This is a genomic window from Dactylosporangium sp. NPDC051484 (genome assembly GCF_040689395.1).
In the GTDB taxonomy this organism is placed as follows: Bacteria; Actinomycetota; Actinomycetes; order Mycobacteriales; family Micromonosporaceae; genus Dactylosporangium.
The window spans coordinates 102,106-126,994 of the sequence record NZ_JBFAZX010000023.1 but is presented as its reverse complement, the minus strand read 5'-3'; the positions used below and the strand labels follow the sequence as shown (position 1 = coordinate 126,994).

Sequence of the window (24,889 nt, the reverse complement as noted above, 5' to 3'; positions counted from 1 at the left end):
CTCCAACTAAACCCCACAGCGACTTCGACGGCCGGTCACCCGCAGCGGGTGACCGGCCGTCCGCGCTGTAACGGGGCGGCCTGGCACGCCGCCCTTTGCCTGCGTGGAACCCGTGTTCATGGATCGCGGCGGCCGCCGGCGGCGGCTCTTCACGGCCCTCGGTGCCGCGATCGGCGTGCTGCTCATCGCGGGCGGCGGGCTGCTCATCGCCGGATTGCTGGGCTCCTCGCCGGTGCCGCTGCCGGGCCTGCCGAGCAACGGGCAGGGCATGCTGCAGCGCGGCGACGCCGACGGGGCCGGGGTGCTCGGGACGCGGGCGCCGGCGCCGGCGCCGAGTGCGCGGTCGGTCACGGTCCGGCCCCAGGTCTCGACCGCCGCCGCGGGCCCCGCCACGCCGACGCCGACGCCGGGCGCGACGACCGACAAACCCGGGAAGAACAAGCCCTCGCATCCGGGGAACAACCCCAAGCCGAGCCGGACCAAGTAACGCATGCCGCGTTATAGGGCCCGGCGCGAACCGAGGGCGCACTGGTTGCTGTTCCTGCTCGCCGTCGTCGTCCTGCTCGCCGCGGCGGGCGAGGGCTATCTGACGGTCCTCACCGACCGCGACAGCCGCGACTGGGAGCGGCCCGGGGTGGACGCGATCGTGCGGGCCGCCCTCCACGGGTCGCCGGGCAGCGGGGCGGTGGTCATGCTGCACGACGGCGGCGGGGACCGGGCCCAGACCGTCGAGGCGACCCGCCGGATCCTGGCCGAGGGCCGGGACAACCGGTTCGTCACGGTGCCGGAGGGGATCGGCCTGCCGGCGTCGCCGCCCGCCGGTGCCGGCATGGTGGCTCGCGGCACCGCGCTGCGCTGGAGCCAGGCCGCCGGTCACTGGCTCGCCGCCGCGATCCAATGGATCGTCGTGGCCGGGACCGCGCTCGCGCTGCTGCGCCTCGCCGTCCAGGTCGTCGCCGCGCGCCGGCACGCCCGCCGGTCGCGCCGGACTCGGGACCCGCGCCGGTATCTCGGCCCGGTGTCGATCGTCGTGCCCGCCTACAACGAGGCGGCGAACATCGAGAAGACGGTGCGCTCGCTGGCAGCGAGCGACTACCCGGGCTGCGAGATCATCATCGTCGATGACGGGTCGACGGACGCGACCGCGGCGATCGTGGAGCGGCTGGGCCGGAGCCTGCCCGCCGTACACCTGATTCGGCAGGCCAATGCGGGCAAGCCGGCGGCGTTGAACGCGGGGATCGCCGCCGCACGCGGCGACCTGCTGGTGCTCGTCGACGGCGACACGGTGTTCGAGCCCGACGCGGTCGGGCGGCTCGTGCAGCCGTTCGCTGATCCCGCCGTGGGCGCGGTCAGCGGCAACACCAAGGTCGCCAACCGTGGTGGGTTGCTCGGGCGCTGGCAGCATCTGGAGTACGTGGTCGGCTTCAACCTGGACCGGCGCATGTTCGACCTGGGAGGATGCATGCCGACCATCCCCGGCGCGATCGGGGCGTTTCGGCGCGAGGCGCTCCGCGACGTGGGCGGGGTACCAGGCGACACTCTGGCTGAGGACACCGATCTGACGATGACTGTGCTGCGGGCCGGGTGGCGCGCGGTCTACGCCGAGCGTGCGGTGGCGTGGACGGAGGCGCCGAGTTCGCTGCGGCAGCTGTGGCGGCAGCGGTACCGCTGGTGCTATGGAACGATGCAGGCGGCCTGGAAGCATCGCGGCGCGATCCTGGAGCGGGGCGGCGGCGGCCGCCTCGGTCGTCGGGGCGTGCTCTACCTGGTTATGTTCCAGATGCTGTTGCCGCTGGCGGCTCCGCTGGTCGATGTCTACGCGATCTACGGCGCCCTCTTCCTGCCCTGGGCTCAGGTCGCCGCGGTCTGGTGCGGATTCACCGTGCTCCAGATGGCCACGACCGCATACGCGCTGCGCCTGGACGGCGAACGGCTGGCGCCGCTGTGGTCCATACCTCTCCAGCAGGTGATTTACCGGCAGCTGCTCTACCTTGTTGTGGTGCAGGGAACGGTGGCGGCGTTGCTCGGCGGACGGCAGCGGTGGCGGGCGATGGCCCGCACTGGGCTGGCCGCCCCAGTGCGGTGACCGCCTCAGTGCAGGGCCTACGGGACGAGGACCTCGCCGACGCCCTGGCCGCCGCGATCGAGGGTGACTCCGCCTCATTCGCGGTACTGTGGCGCTGTCTGCATCCGTTCGTGCTGCGATACCTGCGCGTGGTGTGCGGCGACGCCGCCGAGGACGTCGCTTCCGAGACGTGGCTGCAGGTGTCACGTGACCTGTCCCGCTTCCGCGGTACCGCGACGGCGTTCCGGGTCTGGCTCTTCAGGATCGCCCGGCACCGCGGCATCGACGAGAATCGCCGGGCGTGGCGCCGGCACGAGGAACCGCACGACGCCATCGACCAACTGCGCGCCGCGGCGATCGAGCGCGATGTGGCGGCCGACGTCGTGGAACTCCACGAGACCGACCGGGCTGTCCGGCTGATCGCCACCCTCCCGCGCGAGCAGGCCGAGGCCGTCATGCTGCGCGTTGTGGCCGGGCTCGACGTCGCCGGTACCGCACGTGTGCTCGGCAAACGCTCGGGCGCGGTGCGGATCGCCACGATGCGCGGCCTGCGTCGGCTCGCTGAACACCCCGAGGTGCGCGCTCACACTGACGAGGACGACGAAGATGGACCTTGAGGGACCGCCCGAGGGGCGGCTAGGCGAGCTGCTGTCGGCAGCCGCCGCGCCGGGGCGCCCGCACGAGCTCGCCGGCGAGGCCGCGGCCGTCGCTGGGTTCCGCACCGCGTACCGCCCGGCCGCCCGGCACCGCCGCCGCCGGCTGGTCGCGCTGGCGGTGGCCGGTGTAGCCGCGGTGTCGATCGGCGGTACCGCCTTCGCCGCGACCATCGGCCACCTGCCCGCCCCCGTTCAGTCCTGGCTCGGCCGCGACGAGGCGCCACCCGCGCCCACGTCGGCCGCCCGAACACCGAACCGGCTACCGACCACGCCAGGGCCCACCGCCACCACCACGCCCCCCGGGTCCTCGAACCCCTCGGCATCGGCCTCGCCCTCCGCCGCCTCCGCCGCCGCTTCGGACCCCGTCTCGCCGGTCGAGGCGTGCCACGCATTCCTGGCGTTTCGCGCCGACCCGCACGCGCCGCCGGTCACCGGCGAGCAACGCAAGGAGCTGAATCGGCTCTCGGGCGGCGGGGAGAAGGCCATCCAGGAGTACTGCAATCGCCTGCTCGGCGTGGCGCCGACGATGACGCCGACGCCGACGATGACGCCGACTCCCGAGGAGCCCGCGACGGCGCCGACTCCCGAGAAGAAGGCGAAACCCAGCCACGACGACGACAACAACAAGCAATCGGTACTGGAGTAACGCGGGACCCGGCTGCGACGCTCTTTTCCTTGCCCCCATCCGCTCGGGCGACGCGCTGCGCTTTCACCGCGCGCGGCCTGCTGCAGGGGCCCGTGGACGACTGTCCGGGTTCGGTGTGCCAGCTGGGCCCGGGCGGTCACAATCAGCGGGTCGTCGCCGGCGCGGTGGTGAGGATGTGTTGGTCGCCGCGGTACAGGGCGTAGCCGTTGCTGCCGGCGCAGACCTCGAAGATCGCGACGCCGGGGCCGCAACCGTATGCCTCCGCCTCGGCGAGTGTCATGGGCCGTGCGGTGACGGTGGCGTCCGGGGGAAGCCGGACCGCGGTCCGCGGCGCATGCGTTCGAACAATGGACGGCGTCCCGCGCCGCTTGATCAGCTCCCCTTCCGTGGCCAGCACGGCCAGCGCGTCGCGAACGGTGTCCCTGCTGCAGCCGAAGGTCTTGGCGAGACTCGCCTCGCTCGGCAGGCGACCGCCGGGCGGGTAGGTCCCGTCGTCGATCTGCCGGCGGAGCACATCCGCGACGTCCCGAAATCTGACCTGGTGCATGGACTCGGAGTTTAACCATATGGCCATGTGGTGTAAAGGCCACCTGCCGGGCGGTGGCGGGACCAGCCCGACTGGCACCGCGATCTCATTGGCTAGCGGCGCCGCGCGCCGAGGCGTCTCAGTCAACCGGTTCCGGCGATCGCTTCGGCCGACCGAGCAGTCGCTCGAGCAGCCGTGGGTCACCCGGCCACGCCTCCAACAGGACCTCGCGCGGCACCTGACGGCCGGCATACCGCAGCGCCAACGCGACCACCACGATGTCATCCAGCGGACCGATCACCGGAATGAACTCGGGAATCAGATCGATTGGGGATGCCACCCACACCCCGGCCACGATGACAGCGATCTTCGCCCGGCGCGGTACTCGCGAGTCCTTGCGCAGTTTCCGCACCGTGGTCACGCAGTCCGGGATGAACGCCGCCAGGTCGCGCAGAATGCCCGGTGGTAGCCGCCTGGCCAGCACGATGAGCAGCCCCCACGACGCCAGCAACAGCCCGACCCCGACGGCCAGGCCGATCAGCCACTGCCGCATCAGCGTTCCTCCCCGCCCGGTGGGGCATACACTCGAACGGAGCGCCTCCTTGAGGGGCCACCCGCCCCGGTCCCTGCTGGTACCGTCCGGCCATGACCCGACCACCGTTGTGGCGATCGTTGCTCGCCGCATTGGCGTACGTGGCCGCCACCCTGGTTGTGCTGTTGCTCGGTGCGACACTGATGACCCTCCACCAAGGCACCCTCTTCCAGAGTGACGGAAAGGTCGTGGTGCTATTCCTCGGCGCGGCACTCCTGTTACTCGGAGCGGGACCGCTGGTCTACCGCGCCATCCGGAGCATGATCCAATATCGCGGTCACTGAATCCGTAACCTCGTAGCTCGAGGACAATGCCAGCGCATCCGCACATCGGCCAGGTCGTAAGGCTCCGGATTGCTCAGCCGATGCCGCCAATGACAGTACGGCCTTGATCGGCCGCGGCAGCGTAAAACGCCGCGATGGCGTGATCGACGGTAACCACCTCGTCGCCCTGTCGCCACCACCCTTCCTCGGCCAATCCGGCCACGATCTGCGCCGCCATGTCTGCCCTGACTATGAACCCCGGTCCGTACCCATACTCAAAGTCGACCACCTCGCCGGTGCCGTGCAGTGCGCGTGCCAGCCATGGGTACCGGTCGGGTTTATCAAGCAAGATGTGGCTTATACCGAGGTAGTCCTCCAGCAACTTGTCTTCGTCCTCGTCGAGGTCGGCGATGTCGGGTTCGACAGGGTCCACCGCGCCCCAGACCTGCAAGAGCAACTCGGGATCAGCCTGCATGCGCTCGCCGATCGTGGGCGTCACCTTCACCAGGTAAAGACTCATGCTCATGAGCAGCTAGTGTAGAAGGCGCGGTCACCGACCGTGACGGGCGGCGACCTGCTGCACGCACGAACGCCCGCTGGACGCCGGTTGTTGTCGTACCTTCCACCTAGTCTCGGCTCGTGACTGTGCACACCCTGTCCCGCACCGACGCCCGCCGCCTTGCCGTGCGCGCTCAACTGCTGGACGCCCACCGCCCGAGCGGGATGTTCGACGCTGTACGCCGGTTGACGCTGCTGCAGAACGATCCGACCGCGGCCGTCGCGCCCAACGCCGACCTGGTCCTGTGGAGCCGTCTCGGCTCCTGCTATTCCCCGACGCAGCTACGCGACGCCATCGACGAGCAGGCCCTGCTGGAGCTGCGCGGCCTGATCCGGCCACCGGAAGACCTCGCGCTGTATCGGGCGGAGATGGCCGAGTGGCCGGGCCGTCCTCCGCTGCGTGATTGGCGGGAGAGCGTGCAGGGCTGGGTGGATGCCAACAATGGCTGCAGGCTGGACATCCTCGCCCGGCTGCGCGCCGACGGGCCGCTGTCCGCGCGGGAGCTGCCGGACACGTGCGTGATCCCGTGGCGCTCCTCCGGCTGGTCGAACGATCGCAACGTCCTGAGGATGATCGACTTCCTCGTTCAGCGCGGCGAGGTCGCGGCCGCTGGTCGGCGCGGCGCCCACCGGCTGTGGGACCTCGCCGAGCGGGTTTACCCGGACGACGAGGTGGTGCCCTATGAGGACGCGGTGCGGATCCGTGACGAGCGCCGGCTGCGCGCGCTGGGCATCGCGCGCGCCCGCGCTCAGGAGAACCCGGTCGAGCCGCTTGACGTACGGACCGCGGGCGAGCCCGCAGTGGTCGAGGGCGTGAAGGGCGAATGGCGGATCGACCCCGAGCTGCTGGACCGGACGTTCACCGGCCGCGCCGCGTTGCTGTCTCCGCTGGATCGGCTCGTCTACGACCGCAGGCGGATGACCGAGCTGTTCGAGTACGACTACCAGCTGGAGATGTACAAGCCGGCCGCCAAGCGCCGCTGGGGCTACTGGGCGCTGCCGATCCTGTACGGCGACCGGCTGGTCGGCAAGCTCGACGCCACCAGCGACCGCAAGGCCGGTGTGCTTCGGGTGGATGCCATCCACCAGGACGTTCCGTTCAGCAAGGCGATGACCGCTGCACTGCGGCACGAGATCGATGATCTGGCGAACTGGCTCCACCTGACCCTGGCCTTGACGACCTGAACAGGCCGTCGGGCTTGTGCAGCCTTACATCTGGGATCTCAGCACGTCGACCTCGCAGCCTGGCGAGGACGGGTCGAAGCCGTGCTCGACCAGCCAGCGGACCGTCAGCAGGCTTCGCAACGACCACCACGCGCGGATCACGTCGAGGTCGACGTGGGTACCGTAGCCGGCGACGACGTCGCCAAGGTGCTCCTCGTGTCCGAGCGTCAAGGTGGCGAGGTCGTACAGGGCATCACCTTGGGCCGCCTCGGACCAGTCGATCACGCCGGTGATCTCGTCACCGTCGACGAACACGTGGGTGACCTGCAGGTCCCCGTGCGTGAACACCGGTGTCCACGGTCGGAGCGCAGCCTCGGCAATCCGGCGGTTGCGTGCGACCAGGTCGGTGGGAAGGACGCCGTTCGTGACGAGCCACTCGCATTCGCCGTCGAGGTGCGATGCGATCTCGTCGAGGCTCCGACCGGGCCATGGCGGCAGCGGCGCGTCGTGCAGCATCCGTACGGCGGCACCCGCCGCGGCCCACGCCGCTGACGACGCGGTCGACGGCTCGCCGAGGCGGCCGAGTGCCGTGCCTGGGAGGGCGGCGAGCGCGAGCACGGGCGGCTTGCGCCACAGGACCTCCGGAGTCGGGATCGGCGCCATGGCCATCGCCTCGACCTCGACGTCGGTGCGTGTGTGATCGGCGTCGATCTTCAGGAACACGTCACCGACGCGCAGGGTCGCGCGCTCGTGATGGGCAACGACGACCTTGACCTCGTCCACATCGGCCATTCTCGCGGGGATGACCACCGGCGTCGCCAGGTTTATCGCGTGCGACTGCGCGGCTTGGTTGTCCGGTATTTCGATGGTCCAAGAAGACTCGGAGACGTTGTTTGAGCTGGTCAATGGCAATATGTGAACGTCCCGTTCGCGTTTGCCTTCGCCGGGGCGGCGGGCTAAGAAGAGGAAATGCGAATCCTGGTAACCGGGGGAACCGGAAACGTTGGAAGGCTGGTAGTCGAACAGCTGCTACACGCCGGTGTGACCGTACGGGTGGTCAGCCGCAGATCCCACCGATCCCCATCCCGGAACGTCGAGGTGTTCCCTGGGGATCTGGCCGACCCGGAGAGCCTGGGTCCGGCCCTGCGGGGTGTGGATCGCATGTACCTGTTCCCGTTCCCGGCAACCGCCCCAGAGGTTCTGCGCCGGGCGGAGCGCTGCGGGGTCCAGCGGGTCGTCACGCTTTCCTCGGGCGCGGTGAGCAGCGGTCATGACACGAATTTCCACCTGCCCGTGGAGCATGCGGTGGAGGCGTCCGGGATGGAATGGACCCACGTGCGGCCCGCCGAGTTCATGCTCAACAACCTGTGGCTGTGGGGGCCGTCGATCCGGGCCGAACGGATCGTGCGTGAACCGTTTCCCGACCGTGTGGGGCGCCCCGTTCACGAACGCGACATCGCCGATGTGGCCACGAGCGCTCTGCTCCAGGACGGCCACCAGGGCGCCGCCTACACCCTGTACGGCCCCGAGCCCATCAGCCGCCGTGACCAGATCCGGGTGATTGCCGACGCCATCGGAGCGGAAATCCGCCTGGAAGTGGTGACCCCGGCGCAGGCCCGCGAGCTTTATCTCGCCCAGGGCGGCTTCGCGGCGGCCTCCGCCGACTTCCTCGCCGGGTTCCAGGCATACTCCGGCGGGACATCCGATCCCGCGCGGGTCAAACACCCCGTGACCCCAGAACCCGGTCCGATGCCCACCGCCGAAGATGTCACCGGCACGCCCGCCCGTCCGTTCACCGTGTGGGCGCGCGACCACGCCGAAGATTTCCGAGCATCCGACACCTGAACGGAGGGACGTCCGCGAACAAGCATGTCGATCTGTCAATCAGCTGGGTGGTCCGGCCCCCCGGCGTTTGAGCCGAGCCACAGTTCCAAGCCGTCGAGCAGTCGTTCCAGCCCGAATGTGAAGCCTTCGTCCCAGATCTGTTCCGGGTCCATCCCGGTCACATCGGTCTCGCGCCGCCACTTGTCGTAGTTCGCGTGCTCCGTGGCGGCCCGCTCCAGATGCGGCTCCAGCTGCCTGGCCGCCTCGCTGACCGACAGGCCGGACTGCCTGGTGCTGTTGGTCACCGCCGCCACGGTCGTCGCCGAGCCGATGGCGAGCGACGTCAGCAGCGAACCCGCGTGTGACAACGCCATCCCGGAGAAGCCGGCCGCCGCCAGCAATGCCACGGTCCGGTCCCCGATGCGCATGGCGTTCGGCCCGAGATTTGGCCGCATCCCGAGCAGGCCGATCACCCACGGGTGACGCAGCAGCATCGCGCGCATGCCCATAGCGAGGACCGACGCGCCGACCCGCCAGCCGGTGTCGCCAACCTCGGGCACGTACACCTCGCCCATCACTTCGTCGACCGCGAGCTCGAGCAGTTCGTCCTTGTTCGCGACGTGCCAGTACACCGACGTGGCGCCCGAGCCCAGTCTGGTGCCGAGCCGGCGCATGCTCAGGCCGGCCGGCCCTTCGCTGTCCAGCAACTCGATCGCGGCACGGACGATCTGCTCGCGGCTCAGCGTGGGCTGCTCGCCCCGGCCTCGGGGCGGGCGGGTCCACACCGAACTGGTGAACGGGTCCGACTTTGACGGCATTCGGCGTCCTCTCGACGCCACCAGTTTACCGATCGTCGCACACTGTTCGAGTTCAATGGAACGGTGTGCGAGAGTCTCGTACACCGTTCGATCGAGAGGATCCCCGGTGCCCGCTCCTCACCCGCGTCGATGGTTGATCCTGGGCGTGCTCTGCCTGAGCCTGCTCGTCGTCGTCATCGACAACATGGTGCTCAACATCGCCATCCCGTCGTTGATCCGCCATCTGGGCGCGAGCAGCTCGGACATCCAGTGGATCATCGACTCGTACATCCTCGTCTTCGCCGGCCTGCTCCTGACCGCCGGCAGCCTGTCCGACCGGCACGGCCGCCGGCGTGGCCTCGTCACCGGGCTGGTGGTGTTCGGTGCCGCGTCCGTACTGGCCACGCTGTGCCACACACCCGGACAACTGATCGCGGTGCGCTGCCTGATGGGCGCCGGTGCCGCGTTCCTGATGCCCGGCACGCTGTCCATCCTCACCACCGTCTTCGACGAAGCCGAACGCAAGAAGGCCATCGCGATCTGGAGCTCCGTGCTGATGCTTGGCGCGCTCGGCGGCCCAACCGTCGGCGGCCTGCTGCTGCAGCATTTTTGGTGGGGGTCGGTGTTCCTGATGAACATCCCGATCGCCGTCCTGGGCATCATCGCGGCACTGCTGTTCATCCCGGAGTCGCGTGGGCCAGCCGGACGCCCCGACGTGCTCGGTGCGCTGCTGTCCACCGTCGGCATGACGGCGCTCGTGTGGGGTGTCATCTCATCGGCCAAGGACGGCTGGTCCTCCCCGCGGACCGTCACCGGATTCGTCGCCGCCGCCGCGGCCCTCATCGCGTTCGTGTTGTGGGAACGCAGGGTCGCGGAACCGATGCTGCCCATGTCGCTGTTCCGCGACCGCAACTTCGGCGGGGCCAGCCTGTCCATCGTGCTGCTGTCGTTCTCCGCCGGTGGCGTGATGCTCGCATTGACCCAGTACCTGCAGTTCGTGCTCGGGTACGGTCCGATGAGGTCCGGCATGGCCTTCATTCCGATGCTGGTAACCGTGACGGTGTTCAACGGCATCGGTGTCGTGGTCGACAAGAAGCTCGGCACACGGACCGCGATCGCCATCGGCCTTCTGCTGATGGCCGGCGGGTTCGGGGTGCTCGCCTCGACCGGGCCCGCCGACGGCTACGTCAAGCTGGTCATCGCGCTGGTCGTCATCGGAGCGGGCAGCGGCACCGCCGGCCCGGCCGCATACGGGACGCTGCTCGCCGCACTGCCGCCGGAGCGGGCCGGCGTCGGTTCAGCGGTCAACGACACCGTGCAACAGGTCGGCGCGGCCCTCAGCGTCGCGGTCCTGGGCAGCATCCTGACCGCCGCGTACACCACAGCGATGCCTGAGGAAGTCACCGGCCCGGCCCGGCGCTCCATCGGCGACGCACTGCGGATCGCCGCTGCCACCGGAGACGACAACCTGGCCCGGCTGGCGAAGAATGCCTTCGTCGAAGCCATGTCCATGACCGCGATCGTCGGCGTGGTCGGCGGCATCGCTGCCGCAGCCGTCGCGGTGGCCGTCCTGCGCCCGAGACCGGCCCCAGCCGCACCGCAGGCCCCGCCGCCCACGCCACCGGCCACCGAGGATCTCACTCTGACGCACTGAACGCCGGCCACGCCTCGCCAGCCCGCCCAACGCGCTGCCAGTCGCATGCTCGGGAGCCGGGCCGCCGCGTAGCGAGCTCATCGCGGCAGATGTCTGATCAAGCCGCAGAGGCGCTGTCATATGGACTGCAGCTCGGTGCGTGAAGATGGGTGCATGGACAGCTTCGAGGGCCGTTGCTGGCTGGACTGGTGGGCGAACTCGTCCACCCTGCTCGGCTGCGCTGAGGTCGCGGTGGCTATCACCGTCATGGACGGCGGATGGAGCGCCCGGGGCCGGTTGCTCAGTGATGGTCCTGAGGAGCGCGAGGCGTTCAACTCCCTCTGCGCGCTCGATCCGGTCTTCACCCTGAGATTCGAAGATGAAAGCACGGTTCCTGTGACCGTGCACGCTCCTGACGACACGGCGTGGTTCGTCGTGACGGAGTACTCCGGGCCGGTGCAGCGGGCGGTCACCTACGAGTTCCGCGTCACGTAGTGCGCGCCTCGTGTGGACGGCGCGCCGTGGGTGGCCGGTTGGCCCTGAACGCACTGCGGGCCGAGATCCGGTCGAGCGGCATTCGGATCTCGGTGACGATTCTCGAACGGAACACCCGACGTGCATCGTCCGGCGCCCGAGGCAGAGCCAGACGTGCCTACAGTGATATCTCGCGCCAGGCGAGCGCGGTGCGCCACTCCGACCCGCCGGACAGGTAAGACTGGAACGCCTGCCGCACCTGTTCCAGCGTGACCTGTCCCTCGGCACGGAACTGCTGACCGCGCTCGCGGTATTCCAGCATCCATGGGTCAGAACCATGGGTCTGAATGAAGGCCACGCACGCCGCGCCCGGCTCCCATTCGTTGCCGGCCTGGATGAACTCCTCATCGGACGCACTGAGAATGGCGAACTTGCCGAACGCGTCCGATGCGAGCAACTCGTCTAGCGTTGCCGCGTTCACGTCCGGTACATCGTTCAGAACTTCGGTGGTCAGTGTCATCGGCACGAAGGAACTCCTGTCGTCGAACTCGCAACTTCCTGCTCATCTGCCAACGGCAGCCTTGTCCTTGTCAAGGACGCCTGAGATTCTCCAGGCGTCGTCGACGGTCCTGGCGCCGTGGTCACCGGCGATGTCCGGCGACGGTCTGTCAGACAGATTGGCCCGTACGGCCGTAGCCGCGCCGGCTGAACTTGGCCGAGTGCCTTCGAGAACACTCGCGCAGTTGTGGACATCCTCGGCTCCACTGGGCCGGTCACCGACCGTGATGAGCGGCCCGAGTGCGTGTCGGCGCCGAGGCCGTCGCTTACCTGGCTCAAGTCTCTGGCCTTGACCAGCCGTCATAAACAGCCACCGCCGCTTCTTCGTTCGAAGTTCGCACCTCATACCGCACTGTTCTCGGCAGTTGCGGCCTCCTCGGCTCCGTTGGGCGGTTGCCGACCGTGATGAGCGGTGACCGGCTGCACGCACGGACGGTGCCAGACGCGTGCACCTGACCTCGCGCACGGGTCGCGCCCTGTCTCTCGTGAGCATTCTTCTCTGTCCGGCCTTCTCCGGTCCGGGCTACAGGCGCGGCCTTTGCTACGTTCCGCGAACCGATGGCCTGGCGGGCCACCACGGTGACGGAAGAGGTGGAGCGTGCACGTTGACCCGATGGGGCGCAAGGGCAAGGACCGGGTCTTCTACGGCATCGCCGATCGCTGGATCGGACGGCTGCTTCTGCTGTGCGTAGTGGTGGCCGTCCCGAAGGAGATGTCCGGGCCGAGCCTGGCCGGGCTGCCGTTTGACTTCGGCGCCGCGGCCTTCTTCGCGGTCATGGGCTGGCTTTGCTTCCGTATGGGCTTCCGCACACAGCTGACGGCACGGCTCGACCACTTCGAGGTGGTCAACCTGCTGACCGTCGAACGCATTGCCTACCGCGAGGTGGCGTCGATCCATCGTGACCTGCTCTCGGTCAGCATCACCCTGGGCTCAGGAAGACGAGTCCGGGCTTGGGGTTTCTCCGACTCGCTACTGAACACCGGCGGATCCAAGGGTCAGGACCTGGTGGACCGCCTCGGCGTGATCGTCGCCGAGCGGCAGACCGCCGAGGGCCCGCGCCACACCCGCAGCCGCTTCCCCGACTGGTGGGTACCGCTCGCACTGTTCGCGCTCTTCTCAGGCGCGATCGTCTACCGCCTGCTGATGCAGTGACGTCCCGCTGGACCTCGTCGGCCCAGCCCAGCACCATGGGGAAGTACACCAGTGGGCCGCGGGCCTCGCCCATCAGCGGCGCGGTGGCCCACGGGCTGTCCTTGCCCTCGTCAGTGCCGATGTCCGGAAACCGATCGAGCAGCGCCCGCACGTACCGGGCAAACCGGGCCGTCGGCACCGGGCGATCCTCCGAGCCGACATAGCTTGCATACAGCCGCCGAAACACAGCCGCCGCGGCGACGTCATTCGCCGGCCGGTCGCCTTCCCAGACGGCCAGGTTGTAGGTCACATGCATGTCTACCGATCCTCCAAGACCAGCACCCGAAGCCGGCCGTGCAACGAACTCTCATCGGCAGGACAGGAAGCCCTTTGCCTCTCCGAGCCAGTCGCCGTCCATGACGAGCACTGGCCCGGCGACGCGCACCAACGGCGGCATGAGCGGATGTCGGCAGCCCTGCTGTGATCCCCAGGACCGGTTGCACTGCCAGGTCTGATGAGCGTGGGAAATAGTTTGCGCAGACGCGCGATCACCGTGATATTCGTCGCCATGGAGGAATCGGCATGGAAGCTGTTCGATCGCATCGCTGTCGACTATGATCAGGTAGCCCCATTCTTTGCCGAATATGGCGAAGCCATCATGGACGTCCTCGCACCTCCGGCTGGTTGCCGATTCCTTGATCTGGGTGCTGGACGTGGCGCGCTAACCGCGCCAGCCCTTGAGCGAGGCTGTGTCGTGACAGCCGTTGACGCGGCACCGGCGATGATCGAGCGGCTCGCCGCGGACTATCCCGCAGCAGTCACATACGTCATGAACGCTCAAGCCCTGCGATTTCCTTCGGACTGCTTTGACCTCGTCGCCTCCTCGTTCGTCATCCACATCCTCGACGATCCGGCGGCTGGAGTTGCCGAAGCGTATCGCGTCTTGGTGCCTGGCGGGCGGTTCGCGTTCACTGGTAGCAGCGCCCGTCAGAGCAACAGCCACCGCCCCGGTAAGAACCCGACCATCCAGACGCCTTCACTCGGCGGCCGCCTCGACGCACTGTTCGAGGAGTTTGCCGCCTACCTGCACCCGAACGGAAGCATGGGTCAAGTGGTCGACGCCGCCGACTTGCTGGAGGAGGCGGGCTTCGTGGACCTCCGTATGGACCGCGCCGAGATCGCCGTCGCGTTCCCGGACAACGCGATGCTATGGCGATGGGCGCTGAGCCACGGTTACCGAGCATTCATCGAGGATCTGCCGGACGACCGCCGCCGCGAATTCCATCATCGTGTAATGGAATTTCCCGCTGACGATCGGGTCCTGCGGCGAGCAACAGGCATCTGGTCCGGCCGCAAACCCGGGTGAGTGCCGCGAGAGGCTCACGTTAAAGCCTGCCAACAAAGCCAGATCGAAGCGAAGCACCGAGTGATGACGGTCCTGACTCACTCACTGTCATCGGCGGGACAGGAAGCCCTTGCCCCGCCGAACCAGTCACCGTCTGTTACGCGCGCTGGCCGGCCGCCGCGCACCAACGGCGCCAGATTCGGCTACCGCGGCCAGCGTGCGCGTCGGCGGCCCACTCACCCGACGGCGGGCCCATAGACGGAGCTTCCCCACGGCGTGCGCCTCGACGATGCCTATTTTGATACGCCAGCATCCAGATCCGGTCTAGGGTCTCGTGCATGGACGCTGCTCCCTGGCAGGCACCACCCACGGATGTCCTCGGCCATACAGTGCCGATCCAGCAGTTCGTCGCAAAGACCAAGCGGGCAGTGGTCGCGTTGGAGCACGTGGCGGCCTTTCCCGAGGGCTGCATCCTCACTCTGCACCTAGCAGTCCGCCGAGGACCGCTGGACGACTCGGCCTGGAAAGGTGTGGTTGAAAGCCACTACGGAGCTGAGCCCGGCCCCACGACGACCGAGGAAGGCTTGAAGTTCGGCGTCCGTTTTCCTGACGGCTCGAGAGCCACGACCGTTGAGCATCCGTTTCGGGGCTGGGCCCATCCAAGCGACAAGCCCGAACGCCCCATGCTCGTCGAGGCCGGCAGCGACTCCTCCAGCAACGAGCAGAACTATCGCTGCCATCAGCGACTCTGGCTCTGGCCCCTCCCGCCGCCGGTCGTCTTCGAGTTCGTCGTCGAGTGGCGGAACATAGGCATCGGCCAGACCTCCGCAACCATCGACGGAAGCGCCGTTGTCCGCGCGGCGGAGCACGCCGCGCCGTTCTGGGTCTGACGCCGCCGACGACGCGGTGGAGTGGCGACCGTCTACGGCTAAAACATCGCCGCCCCCGGATGACCTGCGGGCATCCAGACATGAACGGCGCACTCATCGGCCAGTTGAGGACATCCCTGGCCCCACTGGGTCGGTCACCGAACGTGACGGGCGGCGACCTGCTGCGCGCACGGACGGCGGCATGAGCGCGCAGCCGATAAAACGTTCGGAGTGGCCAGGACCGGCGCTCGGCCGATGAGAATGGTCGGGTGATCAGTGAGGTTGATGGGTGGCCAGTGGGCGAGGGCATCGAAGATCTCGCGGCGTACGCGATGGCTCAGGGCGCCGAGGGGTACGACGTCCACGAAGTACGGATCTGCAAGTGCGCCGCGTGTGGCGAACAGGTCTTCGGCGTCCATAGCGACCTCGAAGAACGCGCGGTCCAGCGCATCTGCCGCGGCTGCGCTACTGAGCACTTCATCGCAGACAGCGGCGCGTACTGGGACGCCATGAAGCCGGCCATCATGGTCTGCGAGTGCGACGGTGATGGCGACGAAGAGGACTTCAACGTCGCCGTGGGCTATTCCCTGTACGCCGACAACGCCGGCATTCGTGCGATAGCGGTCACCAGTCGCTGTGTGACTTGCGGGCGGCTCGGCTACTGGGTCGACTGGATGGTCCGCACCGGCGATATGAGCTTGCTGGAACTCGCGTAGTCCGTCGGAGGGCAGCGTGACCCGCACATCGGCAGAACAGGATGCCTCTGCCTCGCCGAGTCAGTCACCTTCTGTGATGAGCACTGGGCCGGCCTCCGCGCACCAACGGCGGCAAATCAGCGCAGACGGTTCTGTGCTAGCCGGCGCGACCGCGATGGCCTCGACGTCCTGATCAATGCCGGACCTGCTCGAAGTGGAACTCGCGGATGAAGCAGTCCCGTGGCTGCCCGACCGCGAACAGTACGCAGTCGACGACCGACCCTGCGGTGAGGTCGCTGTTCGCCTGCCGCGGTCCATCTTGAACGAAGTCTGGCGGGAACAGGGAAATCACCCGGATGCCTTCCGGCCTGAGCCGATGCGAGAGGATCTCGGCGAGCCCGGCGTGGGCATGCTTGGCAGCGTAGAACGCGGGATGCGCGCCAGAACGGCGGTGCCCGACCTCGCCGCAGGCGGAGATGATGTTGACGATGTCGGCCCGCGGCGAGGTTCGCAGCAGCGGCAGCAGATGTTTGGTCAACAGTATGGTGCCGGTCCCGCCCGCAGCCATCACGCTCTCGATCTGCACGTCCGAGACGTCCCCCAGGTCGTCACCTTCGATGTAGCTGGCACCGTTATTGATCAGCACATCGAGGTGTTCAGTTCGATCGGCCAACGCCGAACCGAACGCGCGTACCGAGTCGGCCTCGCCCAGATCGCAGCGAAATGCCTCCGCATGACCACGCCCGCGCCGACGGATCAGATCGGCAACATGCTCGGCCGCCACCAGACTCCGGGCTGAGAGGAACACCTGTGCGCCGCGCTCGGCAAACGTTTCTGCCAGCGACCGTCCCGTGTCGCGTCCAGCGCCGGTGATAGCGACGCGTAGCCCGTCAAGATTCATAGCCGGCAGCGAAGCACTTGAACTTGGGTTGAGGTCAACAGCACCGCACCACGATCGGACATCCGCGTTTCGGCAGTTGCGGACATCCTCGGCTCCATTCGGCGGTCACCGACCGCGATGAGCGGTGACCTGCTGCGCGCTCGGTCGGTGCCATGGGCGCGCGTCGGCGCCGTCACAGGGGGGCACATGATCGGATCGGGCCACAGCGATCGGGCGCAGCCGGTGCCCCTTCGGCCAAGGTTGACGTCGGAAGGAGGCTTCATGATCTCGGCACTCAACCGGCTCGTCGACCTTGTCGAGGAAAACCTTGCTGAGGATTTCGACGTCAAGGATGTGGCCAGGGCGCTCGGCACGACCGAACACCACCTCCGGCGGATGTTCTCATCGCTGGCCGGCATACCGCTGTCAGAGTACGTGCGCCGCCGCCGCATGACCGTCGCCGCCGCCGACGTCGTCCGGGGCGAGGAGGATCTGCTGACCATCGCTGTCCGGCACGGATACGGCTCGACCGAGGCGTTCGGACGAGCGTTCCGGGCGGTCCACGGCGCTGGCCCCGGTGACGTCCGCCGCGATGGAGGCCCCCTTCGCACACAACCGCAGCTCAGGTTCCGCCTGACCGTCGAAGGGAGCAAACGCATGGACACCCGCATCGTCGACCACCCCGCGTTCCGGCTCGTGGGGTACGCAGCCCGCGTTCCGCTGATCCACCAGGGCATCAACCCGCACATCCAGCAGCACATCACCGCGCTGCCGAAGGAGAAGCATCTGCACCTGAAGGCCCTGAGTAACACCGAGCCGGTGGGCTTGCTCGCGGTCAGCGACGACCTCGATCCCGACCGCGCTGAAGGCAGCGAGCTGACCTACCTCCACGGGGTCGCCGTCTCTGCGGATACGTCGGTCCCCGAAGACCTCGACACCATCGAGGTCCCGGCCGGCAGGTGGGCGGTCTTCCGGACCGCGGGGACGTATCCGCAGGCTCTGCAGGAGGCCTGGGCCGCGACCGCGACCGAGTGGTTCCCCTCCAACCCGTGGCGTCTGCGGCCAGGTCCGGAAATCGTCGCCGTGCTTGAGCACGCGGACGACTACAGCACCGCGACCTGCGAGCTCTGGCTGCCCGTCGAACCGGCGTAACGACCCCGGCAGGCATCCAGACACCATCCAGTTCAGCGATCCGGCCCGGCCCGCTCGCCACCGAAATCGGTGTAACGAGCGGGCCGGGCCAGCATCTAGACATGAACGCGAGCTCATCGGCATGTCCGCGAGCCAGCCAACAAACTCGCCATCGATGTTGATTACGCGTTCCCGAATGAAGACCAAGGTTATGATTGTCGGGATCTTCCGATGGGCAGGAGTGCGTATGCGGGTCGGGATCTCCGGGACACACGGGACTGGGAAGACGACGCTTGTCGAGGCGCTGTGCGCGCACCTACCGGGCCACGTCGCGGCGGATGAGCCGTATTACCTGCTCGAAGAGGAGGGCTACGAGTTTCAGTTTCCGCCGTCGCTGGAGGACTACCGGGCGTTGCTGGCCCGCTCGGTGCGGAGCCTGCGCTCGTCGCCGTCGCCGTCCGGGACGATCTTCGACCGGACGCCGTTGGATTACCTCGCATATCTGGCCGCGACCGGCGCGGACCTCTCGGAGGGAGTCGATGGCGCACCGCTACGCTCGGCGTTTGCGAGCCTCGATCTGTTGGTCATCACGGTGATCACACCCGAGACGGAGCAAATTCTACCGGCGGTGGAGATGCCTGGCCTTCGCGCGCGAATGAATGACGCGCTGGTGGAGTTGGTCTACGACGACCCACTGAACGCCTGGGAGGACACGCCGGTGTTGGAGCTGGGCGGACCGCTCGACGGCCGGCTGGACGCGGTCCTCGCCGCCCTGAAACAGACCTGACGGTAGGGCTCAAGATCGGGTTTAGCGAAACGGTGAGGTGAGCAGTCCGCCCTCTTCCGTCGCCACTCCCGGCTCGGACACCAATCCCCGATCGCCGACTTCGTCGCCATGGGCGAGAAACGGCCGCAGCGAGCGGGCCTGGTTCTCGTTCCCGTGCCAACGCCGCGACCGCCGCCTATGCATCGCGGACTTCTTCAGCCGCCACACACCGCGTTGGCGTAGTGGACGAAGTCCTCGGGCGTCCGGAACGTGGCGACGTAGCGGCCGCGATCGGGGCTGCCCTCCCACCGTTTCGTGAGGATCACGTCGGGGCCGGTCCGGCCGCGCATCTCGCTGATCCGGAACGGGAAGTCCACCACCGCTCCCTCGTTGCTGTTCCACGCACGCAGGTCGTACACCCGGTCGTCATCCAAAGTGGACGGTGTGCGATTCGCATGCCAGCCGCTCCCCGGATCGAGCAGCACGACGTCCTCAGCGATGCGGGCGTCACGTCCCGGATCCCGGTCGAGACGGACCACCTCGTCGGCGACCGAGCCGTTGTCCTTGGCGTGGTACAGGACGATCTCGTCGGCGCCGGCCTTGCCCGGGCACCAGGCGAGCACCCCGACCAGCCTGCCGTCGGCGTCCAGCCGGATCCCGACCGCGCCCTCGGTTGCCGCGCTGCAGCTGGTGAGCCCGGCCAGCACCAGCGCGGAGATCACGACCAGCACCCCCGTACGTCGCACCCCTCCAGCATCGGCATCTACCGTCACAGGCAAGTCACGTCCGAGGAACGGCTTGACGGCAGGCGCGGCCGGACAGCCCCCGGCGCGTCTCACCAGGCGACGACACCCGGCGCGCTGGGCGGTGCAGCGGGTGAAACCGGCCGAGGCCGGGCCGACCATCGCCAGCCTGGCGCGGTTTGCTGTATCGGCGTCAGGGACGACAACATTGGTCAGTCTTCGAGGATCGTCTCAACCAGAGCACGAGCATAGGTCCACGCAAATGATGGCTTCGCGCGGGTAACGGGTCTACCTATGCGCGGTACAGGTGCTCATGTCATGATCGCCCGTGTGAGCGAATGGGCCTACAACGACCGTCCTGATGGTGTCAGGTTCCTGCCCGATCGGGTTCCAGAGCCGGCTCGCACCGAGATCGAGGACGAGATCTGGGCCTGGATCGTGCGCGGTGAGGACGACGCTGGCGAGTTCGTCGACTACCTCGACGATGATGAGGAGCGCCACGGTGTCACCGACGAGGAGCTCGCGGCGGCCTACGAGACGGCGCTTGACGTCCGGCGAGCCCAGCAGCGCGAATGGGGTGCCGTGCAGAGCAACCTGACCCTCGCCTTCGCCGAGCTCAACCAGATCGGCGTGCTGGCGAGGGAGAACTTCACCTGCTGCGGCACCTGCGCCGCTGCCGAGATTCACGACGAGCGCGACAAGTCCCGGCACTGGCACGGGTACCTCTGGTATCACCAGCAAGACACCGAATCACTGATCTCCAGCCCCGACGGCACGGTCTATCTCGGCTACGGCGCCTATCCGCCGGAGGACTTCGACAAGGCCGTCTATGACGCCCTTTCAGAGGACGCAAAGGCGGCCTGGTACCAGGCCAACGTGAAGCGCCTACTGAACGAGCTCGTCTTTCCGGTGCTTCGCGAACACGGCATGCGGGTCGAGTGGAACCAGAACCAGGCCACCCGGATCCTGCTCACCGGCGCGCGATGGTACGCGCCCCTGGCCTGAGGCCGGCCCCGGTGAACACCGACCGTGACGAGCGGCGACCTGCGGCGCGCACGAACGGCGGCAGGTGATCAAGCCTCACGCGTTCGTTCGCGCCGAACGGGCTTGGATGAGGAAGCGGTGCGCGTGAACTCGGAACTCGCCGTTCGTCCGGATGTGTTCATCGATCCGCCGTAGAGGCTCCTCGTACTGGCCGACTGTGAAGTCCCGAACCTGCCACGGCACCGCACGCAGTTGGTAGACCAGCGCGCCGATGTCATAGAACGTGAAGGACGGCCATTCTTCCCGTACGTCGAGCACCGTGAGACCCGCTGTGGTCAGTGCGTCCGCTGCGATGCGCGCGTTCCACACGCTGGCGTGGGCCTCGGGCGCCTCCAAGGCATTGTTGATTTCTGTGCAGTCGTCGCTGCCGACCTGTTGGGTCAGAAGTCTGCCGCCGGGCATGAGGACACGGGCGACCTCGTCGGGGTTGAGCCGGCCATGCCGGCTGAGGACCATGTCGACCGACCGCTCGTCGACAGGCAGCGTCACGCCAGGGGCGTAGCGAACATCCACGCCTAACGGAACGAGCCGCTCCTGAGCCACGGGAAAGTTCGGTGCCCAACCCTCGACCGCTATGCTGCGCGCGGGCAACGGCGCCAACGAGGCCAGCAGTTCGCCTCCGCCTGTGTCCACGTCAAGCAGGCTTGTACTGCCTCGCACCAACTCGCCGGCCAGTTCCGGATACGACCACGACGGATTCGACCCCGAGACCCGGCCGGCCAGCCAGCTGAAGTCCCAGCCCTTCAGCGGCGCATCAACCGCTTCGGCCACCAACTGCTCGAATTCACGCCGGCCGTTCACCCGCCGACCGTAGCGGCTTCGCGATACGCCTGCACCTCATATGACGGCTGAGCAGCCCGGAGCCGGTGCAGGTCGATGGGCGGCCGGGTGAGCTGTTCCGGCACAGCGCGAGTGACTTCGCGGTCATGCTCCACCCTCGCGCCGGTTCCTTCGTCGAACTGCGGACCGGGACCGCGTGGACGCGTAGCGACTTCGATCGGGTGCTCGCCCATGTGGTCCAGGTCGACGCCCGTACGTGGCTGGACGCGCTCCCAGCGGAGATCATCACCCCGGGGCGGGTAGCCGAGCAGGCGGCGAAGATGCACGCCGACGTACCGCTTCTTCCGGGCTTCGACACCGCCGCGCTGAACGATGTCGGCACGAACGACGCCTACCAGTTCGGCGCCCCGGTGACGAGCCGGGTCGGCTGCGGGTGGATTGCTGAAAGAGCTGCCCGCGAAACAGGCCAGCGACGCCGCCGCTGTCCAGCGGGCCGCTGACGCGTTGATCGGGGGTCAGTCTTGCGGGAGCGTCAACAAAGCGCCTGTTCTATGTCTCGCTCATTGCAGGACTGTCATACGCTGCGGACCGGCCCCGGTAGAGGAGACGACGTGAAACACCCGGCAGTGACCCTGAAGTTCTTTTTCATCGCGGTTGTGGCCACCGCCATAGGCGTGGTGCTCTTTGGTGCGGCGGTGGTTGATCCCCCCTGGAACTTCATGCGTGTGCTGGGCTTGGTCCTGATTGTGGTCGGGGTGATCAACTTCGCGGTACACGCGGTTGCGGTGCTCATGTACGACCACGAGATGTGGCGCAGCACCCATTTCTCCGAGGTCGTCGAGACTGAGGACTGAGACGAGCCGTGGACAAGGGTCACAGGATTCGGCGGTGAAGTCGAGGCTGGGCCACCGGTTGCACTGTTGCGGCGCCAGCCAGAAATCGTCGGTGCCGTCCCGCCTACGGGATCGCCGTGCGTTCCTGGAAACATTGCCTTGACCTCGGGATTATCTTCGCTCTCCAGGGAACCGGCTTTCGACCGCGATGTGCTGTTGTGCCGGCGACGGACGCCGCCTAGGAGTGATGCTCGTCCGGCGCGGCGACGCCCATGCCGTGTCCGCCGCGCTGGACCGCGGGCTCGACCCGCACGTGCGTGACGAGCGTGGCCGGACGCTGCTGCATCTGTTGCCCTGCCTGCACGGCGTCGACCTGCTGCCGCGCCTGCTGGCCGCCGGCCTCGACATCGCCGCGCGCGACGAGCGTGGTGAGACCCCGTTGCACGCGGCCGTCGACTACGGCTCGCCCGACCTCGTCACGGCGCTGGTCGCGGCCGGTGCCGATCCGCGGGTGAGGGCGAACGGCGCGTTCGGCCGCATGCCGCTGACCACGAACCGGCTCGATCTCGCCTTCCTGCGCGGGCCGCGCTAGGCCGCTTTCGGTGAGTAGGCTGCCAGGCGGCAGGGCTGTAGCGCAGAGGTTGTCGCACCCGACTCCGAATCGGGAGGACGCCGGTTCGACTCCGGCCGGCCTTGCCCCGTGCATCTAGGACAGTGCCTTCGCGACGGTGGTGGCGGCGTGTACGACCTCCGGCGGAACCCGGGCCGGGTCCAGTTCCGTCAGGGCGACGATGCCGACGCTCGCCTCCAGGCCTTCGACGCCCGGGACGGCGGCGGCCACGCCGTGGGCGCCCTGTTGCAGCTCGCCCGTCGTCGTCACGGCCGTGTAGTCGCCCTGGCGGCCGGCCAGGATCGCCTTGCCCGCGGCGCCCGAGCCCACGGGGTGGCGGGAGCCCGTTCGGTACGCCACGTGAAACTGCGTCCAGCTCGGCTCGACGACTACCAGGGCGTAGGCCTCGCCGCCGTCGGCGATGGTCAGGTGAGCCGTCGCGCCCACCGTTTCGGCCAGGCGGCGCAGGGCCGGCAGTGCCGCGTCGGCCACCAGGGGCTGGGCGCGGCGGGCCAGGTGGAGCACTCCGGCGCCCAGGCGGAGGCGGCCGGCGCGGTCGCGGCGGATCATGCCGTGTTCGGTCAGGGTCGCGGCCAGGCGGTAGACGACCGCGCGGCCGACGTCGAGGCGGGTCGCGGCCTCGGTCATGGTCAGGCCGGTCGGCGTGTCGGCGACCAGGTGCAACAGGCGCAGGCCGCGGTCGAGCGTCTGCGCCGTTTCGGTTGCCATCGGCACAGGTTATGTGACTGTCGGCGTCTGCCGCACGGCCGCGGAGGGGCGGGCGCCGGGGTGTGACATCCGGCGGATCTTGACCGGTCAGACGTCCGGGCGGCACGCTGCCCGATGTGGCCTCCGGGGGCGATGCGGGACGGGTGCGGAAGCTACTCTTGCACGTGTGACGCTTCGCTTGTATGACACCGCCACCCGATCGGTCCGGGACTTCGTCCCGAAGACGCCCGGGCAGGTCGGCATCTACCTGTGTGGGCTCACGGTGCAGGCCGGTCCGCACATCGGGCACCTGCGCTCCGGCGTCAACTATGACGTGCTGCGCCGGTGGTTCGCCAAGTCCGGCTACGCGGTGACGTTCATCCGCAACATCACCGACATCGACGACAAGGTGCTGCAGAAGGCGATCGAGGCCGGTCAGCCGTTCTGGTCGATCGCGTATGCCAACGAGCGGTTGCTGTCGGCCACCTATCAGCGACTCGGGGTGCTGCCGCCCACGTATGAGCCGCGGGCGACCGGCCACGTCCCGGAGATGCACGAGCTCATCAAGCAGCTGATCGCGGACGGGCACGCCTACCCGGCCGTGGACGGCAGCGGCGACGTGTATTTCGACGTGCGGTCCTACCCGCAGTACGGGGCGCTGTCGGGGCAGCGGCCCGATTCGATGGAGCCGGCGGCCGACGGGCCCGCCCGCGCCAAGCGCGACCCGCTTGACTTCGCGCTGTGGAAGGGCACCAAACCCGACGAGCCCGCCGACGCCAACTGGCCCTCGCCGTGGGGGCCCGGGCGGCCCGGCTGGCACATCGAGTGCTCGGCCATGGCCTGGCGGTACCTCGGCACCGAGTTCGACATCCACGGCGGCGGCCTCGACCTGCAGTTCCCGCACCACGAGAACGAGGTCGCGCAGTCGCGGGCAGCCGGATACGGGTTCGCCCGGTTCTGGGTGCACCACGCGCTGCTCAACCTCGGCGGGAAGAAGATGGCCAAGTCCATCGGCAACGTCGTGACGCTCGAGTCGCTGGAGGCGTCGGGTGTACGGCCGGTTGAGGTCCGCTACTACCTGCTGGCGCCCCACTACCGGTCGGTTATCGACTACTCGGTGGAGTCGCTGGCGGAGTCGGCCACGGCGTATCGGCGGCTGGAGAACTTCGTGCTGCGCGCGGCCGAGCAGGTCGGCGCCGGCGAGCTCGGCGAGGTGCCGGCGGCCTTCGCCGAGGCGCTGGACGACGACCTCAACACCTCGCAGGCGGTGGCCGTCGTGCACAACACCGTCCGCGACGCCAACGCGGCGCTGACCGCCGGGGACGTGCCGGCGATCCGCGCGGCGCTGGCCGAGGTGCGCGCGATGCTCGACGTGCTCGGGGTCGACCCGCTGCACCCGCAGTGGCGTTCGACCGACACCGGCGATTTGACCAAGGTGGTTGACTCACTGGTGGCGCTCGCCCTCGATCAGCGCGCCGCGGCGCGCACCCGGAAGGACTGGGCCGCCGCGGACGCGGTGCGCGACCAGCTCAAGCAGGCCGGCGTCGTGGTGGAGGACACCGCGGCCGGTCCACGATGGACCTTGGAGCACTGAACC

The 24,889-nt window shown here is 68.3% G+C and carries 30 protein-coding genes and 1 tRNA gene; 21 read left to right on the top strand and 10 right to left on the bottom strand.

The window, feature by feature from the left end:
* The first annotated feature begins 103 nt into the window (after positions 1 to 103).
* The 4 genes from AB0367_RS29260 to AB0367_RS29245 are packed head-to-tail and all read left to right on the top strand — an operon-like array spanning position 104 to position 3,367.
* Complete coding sequence (locus AB0367_RS29260; RefSeq protein WP_366229669.1) at positions 104 to 487, top strand: hypothetical protein; 384 nt, start codon at positions 104 to 106, stop codon at positions 485 to 487.
* Positions 488 to 490: 3 nt separating this feature from the next.
* Entirely contained in the window at positions 491 to 2,086 is a 1,596-nt protein-coding gene (locus AB0367_RS29255) for a bifunctional polysaccharide deacetylase/glycosyltransferase family 2 protein (protein ID WP_366229668.1), read from the top strand.
* A gap of 8 nt (positions 2,087 to 2,094) precedes the next feature.
* Complete coding sequence (locus AB0367_RS29250) at positions 2,095 to 2,682, top strand: RNA polymerase sigma factor (RefSeq protein WP_366229667.1); 588 nt, start codon at positions 2,095 to 2,097, stop codon at positions 2,680 to 2,682.
* The gene (locus AB0367_RS29245) at positions 2,672 to 3,367 is read left to right on the top strand and encodes a hypothetical protein (RefSeq protein ID WP_366229666.1); all 696 of its coding nucleotides are present in this window, start codon (positions 2,672 to 2,674) and stop codon (positions 3,365 to 3,367) included. Before AB0367_RS29250 ends, AB0367_RS29245 begins: the two co-directional genes overlap by 11 nt.
* 142 nt (positions 3,368 to 3,509) lie before the next feature.
* Here AB0367_RS29245 and AB0367_RS29240 read toward each other — a convergent pair whose 3' ends face one another.
* Together AB0367_RS29240 and AB0367_RS29235 are read right to left on the bottom strand one after the other, a co-directional pair.
* Complete coding sequence (locus tag AB0367_RS29240; RefSeq protein ID WP_366229665.1) at positions 3,510 to 3,914, bottom strand: GntR family transcriptional regulator; 405 nt, start codon at positions 3,912 to 3,914, stop codon at positions 3,510 to 3,512.
* A gap of 118 nt (positions 3,915 to 4,032) precedes the next feature.
* A complete protein-coding gene (locus tag AB0367_RS29235; RefSeq protein WP_366229664.1) occupies positions 4,033 to 4,446 on the bottom strand; it encodes a DUF1232 domain-containing protein in 414 nt (137 codons plus the stop codon).
* 92 nt (positions 4,447 to 4,538) lie between these two features.
* Between AB0367_RS29235 and AB0367_RS29230 the strand changes: the two genes are divergently transcribed.
* On the top strand, positions 4,539 to 4,769 hold the full coding sequence (locus tag AB0367_RS29230; protein ID WP_366229663.1) for a hypothetical protein: 231 nt from the start codon (positions 4,539 to 4,541) through the stop codon (positions 4,767 to 4,769).
* 73 nt (positions 4,770 to 4,842) lie between these two features.
* Here AB0367_RS29230 and AB0367_RS29225 read toward each other — a convergent pair whose 3' ends face one another.
* On the bottom strand, positions 4,843 to 5,274 hold the full coding sequence (locus tag AB0367_RS29225; RefSeq protein ID WP_366229662.1) for a hypothetical protein: 432 nt from the start codon (positions 5,272 to 5,274) through the stop codon (positions 4,843 to 4,845).
* Between the two features lie 113 nt (positions 5,275 to 5,387).
* Between AB0367_RS29225 and AB0367_RS29220 the strand changes: the two genes are divergently transcribed.
* Positions 5,388 to 6,491, top strand: a complete 1,104-nt coding sequence (locus AB0367_RS29220; RefSeq protein ID WP_366229661.1) for a crosslink repair DNA glycosylase YcaQ family protein — start codon at positions 5,388 to 5,390, stop codon at positions 6,489 to 6,491.
* A gap of 24 nt (positions 6,492 to 6,515) precedes the next feature.
* On the opposite strand, the gene AB0367_RS29215 is transcribed toward AB0367_RS29220, so the two are convergent.
* Positions 6,516 to 7,262, bottom strand: a complete 747-nt coding sequence (locus AB0367_RS29215; RefSeq protein WP_366229660.1) for a phosphotransferase — start codon at positions 7,260 to 7,262, stop codon at positions 6,516 to 6,518.
* 177 nt (positions 7,263 to 7,439) lie between these two features.
* Here AB0367_RS29215 and AB0367_RS29210 point away from each other — a divergent pair, with 177 nt between their 5' ends.
* The gene (locus AB0367_RS29210) at positions 7,440 to 8,315 is read left to right on the top strand and encodes an NAD(P)H-binding protein (RefSeq protein ID WP_366229659.1); all 876 of its coding nucleotides are present in this window, start codon (positions 7,440 to 7,442) and stop codon (positions 8,313 to 8,315) included.
* 35 nt (positions 8,316 to 8,350) lie between these two features.
* Here the strand turns inward: AB0367_RS29210 and AB0367_RS29205 are convergent, their stop codons facing one another.
* Complete coding sequence (locus AB0367_RS29205; protein WP_366229658.1) at positions 8,351 to 9,112, bottom strand: TetR/AcrR family transcriptional regulator; 762 nt, start codon at positions 9,110 to 9,112, stop codon at positions 8,351 to 8,353.
* On the opposite strand from AB0367_RS29205, the gene AB0367_RS29200 reads away from it, so the two are divergent.
* Entirely contained in the window at positions 9,087 to 10,745 is a 1,659-nt protein-coding gene (locus tag AB0367_RS29200) for an MFS transporter (RefSeq protein WP_366229657.1), read from the top strand. The two genes, AB0367_RS29205 and AB0367_RS29200, sit on opposite strands and share 26 nt — an antisense overlap.
* A gap of 153 nt (positions 10,746 to 10,898) precedes the next feature.
* The gene (locus tag AB0367_RS29195; protein WP_366229656.1) at positions 10,899 to 11,219 is read left to right on the top strand and encodes a hypothetical protein; all 321 of its coding nucleotides are present in this window, start codon (positions 10,899 to 10,901) and stop codon (positions 11,217 to 11,219) included.
* 157 nt (positions 11,220 to 11,376) lie between these two features.
* Here AB0367_RS29195 and AB0367_RS29190 read toward each other — a convergent pair whose 3' ends face one another.
* A complete protein-coding gene (locus AB0367_RS29190; RefSeq protein ID WP_366229655.1) occupies positions 11,377 to 11,724 on the bottom strand; it encodes a hypothetical protein in 348 nt (115 codons plus the stop codon).
* Between the two features lie 630 nt (positions 11,725 to 12,354).
* On the opposite strand from AB0367_RS29190, the gene AB0367_RS29185 reads away from it, so the two are divergent.
* The 4 genes from AB0367_RS29185 (at position 12,355) to AB0367_RS29170 (ending at position 15,818) form a co-directional block, all read left to right on the top strand.
* On the top strand, positions 12,355 to 12,909 hold the full coding sequence (locus tag AB0367_RS29185; RefSeq protein ID WP_366229654.1) for a hypothetical protein: 555 nt from the start codon (positions 12,355 to 12,357) through the stop codon (positions 12,907 to 12,909).
* Between the two features lie 547 nt (positions 12,910 to 13,456).
* Positions 13,457 to 14,254, top strand: coding sequence for a class I SAM-dependent methyltransferase (locus AB0367_RS29180; protein WP_366229653.1), 798 nt, complete (start codon positions 13,457 to 13,459; stop codon positions 14,252 to 14,254).
* A 317-nt stretch (positions 14,255 to 14,571) separates the two neighbouring features.
* Complete coding sequence (locus AB0367_RS29175) at positions 14,572 to 15,123, top strand: hypothetical protein (protein ID WP_366229652.1); 552 nt, start codon at positions 14,572 to 14,574, stop codon at positions 15,121 to 15,123.
* A gap of 248 nt (positions 15,124 to 15,371) precedes the next feature.
* Complete coding sequence (locus AB0367_RS29170; protein WP_366229651.1) at positions 15,372 to 15,818, top strand: hypothetical protein; 447 nt, start codon at positions 15,372 to 15,374, stop codon at positions 15,816 to 15,818.
* Positions 15,819 to 15,990: 172 nt separating this feature from the next.
* Here AB0367_RS29170 and AB0367_RS29165 read toward each other — a convergent pair whose 3' ends face one another.
* Entirely contained in the window at positions 15,991 to 16,698 is a 708-nt protein-coding gene (locus AB0367_RS29165) for an SDR family oxidoreductase (RefSeq protein WP_366229650.1), read from the bottom strand.
* 261 nt (positions 16,699 to 16,959) lie between these two features.
* On the opposite strand from AB0367_RS29165, the gene AB0367_RS29160 reads away from it, so the two are divergent.
* Entirely contained in the window at positions 16,960 to 17,829 is an 870-nt protein-coding gene (locus AB0367_RS29160) for an AraC family transcriptional regulator (protein ID WP_366229649.1), read from the top strand.
* A gap of 226 nt (positions 17,830 to 18,055) precedes the next feature.
* Positions 18,056 to 18,595: an AAA family ATPase gene (locus tag AB0367_RS29155; protein ID WP_366229673.1), complete on the top strand. Its 540-nt coding sequence runs from the start codon at positions 18,056 to 18,058 to the stop codon at positions 18,593 to 18,595.
* Between the two features lie 194 nt (positions 18,596 to 18,789).
* Here AB0367_RS29155 and AB0367_RS29150 read toward each other — a convergent pair whose 3' ends face one another.
* Positions 18,790 to 19,320: a hypothetical protein gene (locus tag AB0367_RS29150; RefSeq protein ID WP_366229648.1), complete on the bottom strand. Its 531-nt coding sequence runs from the start codon at positions 19,318 to 19,320 to the stop codon at positions 18,790 to 18,792.
* Positions 19,321 to 19,647: 327 nt separating this feature from the next.
* Here AB0367_RS29150 and AB0367_RS29145 point away from each other — a divergent pair, with 327 nt between their 5' ends.
* On the top strand, positions 19,648 to 20,322 hold the full coding sequence (locus AB0367_RS29145; RefSeq protein WP_366229647.1) for a hypothetical protein: 675 nt from the start codon (positions 19,648 to 19,650) through the stop codon (positions 20,320 to 20,322).
* A gap of 75 nt (positions 20,323 to 20,397) precedes the next feature.
* Here the strand turns inward: AB0367_RS29145 and AB0367_RS29140 are convergent, their stop codons facing one another.
* On the bottom strand, positions 20,398 to 21,162 hold the full coding sequence (locus tag AB0367_RS29140) for a methyltransferase domain-containing protein (protein ID WP_366229646.1): 765 nt from the start codon (positions 21,160 to 21,162) through the stop codon (positions 20,398 to 20,400).
* 65 nt (positions 21,163 to 21,227) lie between these two features.
* On the opposite strand from AB0367_RS29140, the gene AB0367_RS29135 reads away from it, so the two are divergent.
* The 4 genes from AB0367_RS29135 (at position 21,228) to AB0367_RS29120 (ending at position 22,670) form a co-directional block, all read left to right on the top strand.
* Positions 21,228 to 21,641, top strand: coding sequence for a hypothetical protein (locus AB0367_RS29135; RefSeq protein WP_366229645.1), 414 nt, complete (start codon positions 21,228 to 21,230; stop codon positions 21,639 to 21,641).
* A gap of 111 nt (positions 21,642 to 21,752) precedes the next feature.
* Entirely contained in the window at positions 21,753 to 21,995 is a 243-nt protein-coding gene (locus AB0367_RS29130) for a hypothetical protein (protein WP_366229644.1), read from the top strand.
* Between the two features lie 226 nt (positions 21,996 to 22,221).
* Positions 22,222 to 22,566, top strand: a complete 345-nt coding sequence (locus AB0367_RS29125) for an ankyrin repeat domain-containing protein (protein WP_366229643.1) — start codon at positions 22,222 to 22,224, stop codon at positions 22,564 to 22,566.
* 31 nt (positions 22,567 to 22,597) lie between these two features.
* A tRNA-Arg gene (locus AB0367_RS29120) sits at positions 22,598 to 22,670 on the top strand.
* Positions 22,671 to 22,680: 10 nt separating this feature from the next.
* On the opposite strand, the gene AB0367_RS29115 is transcribed toward AB0367_RS29120, so the two are convergent.
* Positions 22,681 to 23,313 (bottom strand): helix-turn-helix domain-containing protein, encoded by a 633-nt coding sequence (locus AB0367_RS29115; RefSeq protein WP_366229642.1) that lies wholly within the window; start codon positions 23,311 to 23,313, stop codon positions 22,681 to 22,683.
* A gap of 166 nt (positions 23,314 to 23,479) precedes the next feature.
* On the opposite strand from AB0367_RS29115, the gene cysS reads away from it, so the two are divergent.
* Positions 23,480 to 24,886 carry a cysteine--tRNA ligase gene (gene cysS / locus AB0367_RS29110; RefSeq protein WP_366229641.1) on the top strand — a complete coding sequence of 469 codons (1,407 nt, stop codon included), beginning with the start codon at positions 23,480 to 23,482 and terminating at the stop codon, positions 24,884 to 24,886.
* Positions 24,887 to 24,889 lie beyond the last annotated feature (3 nt).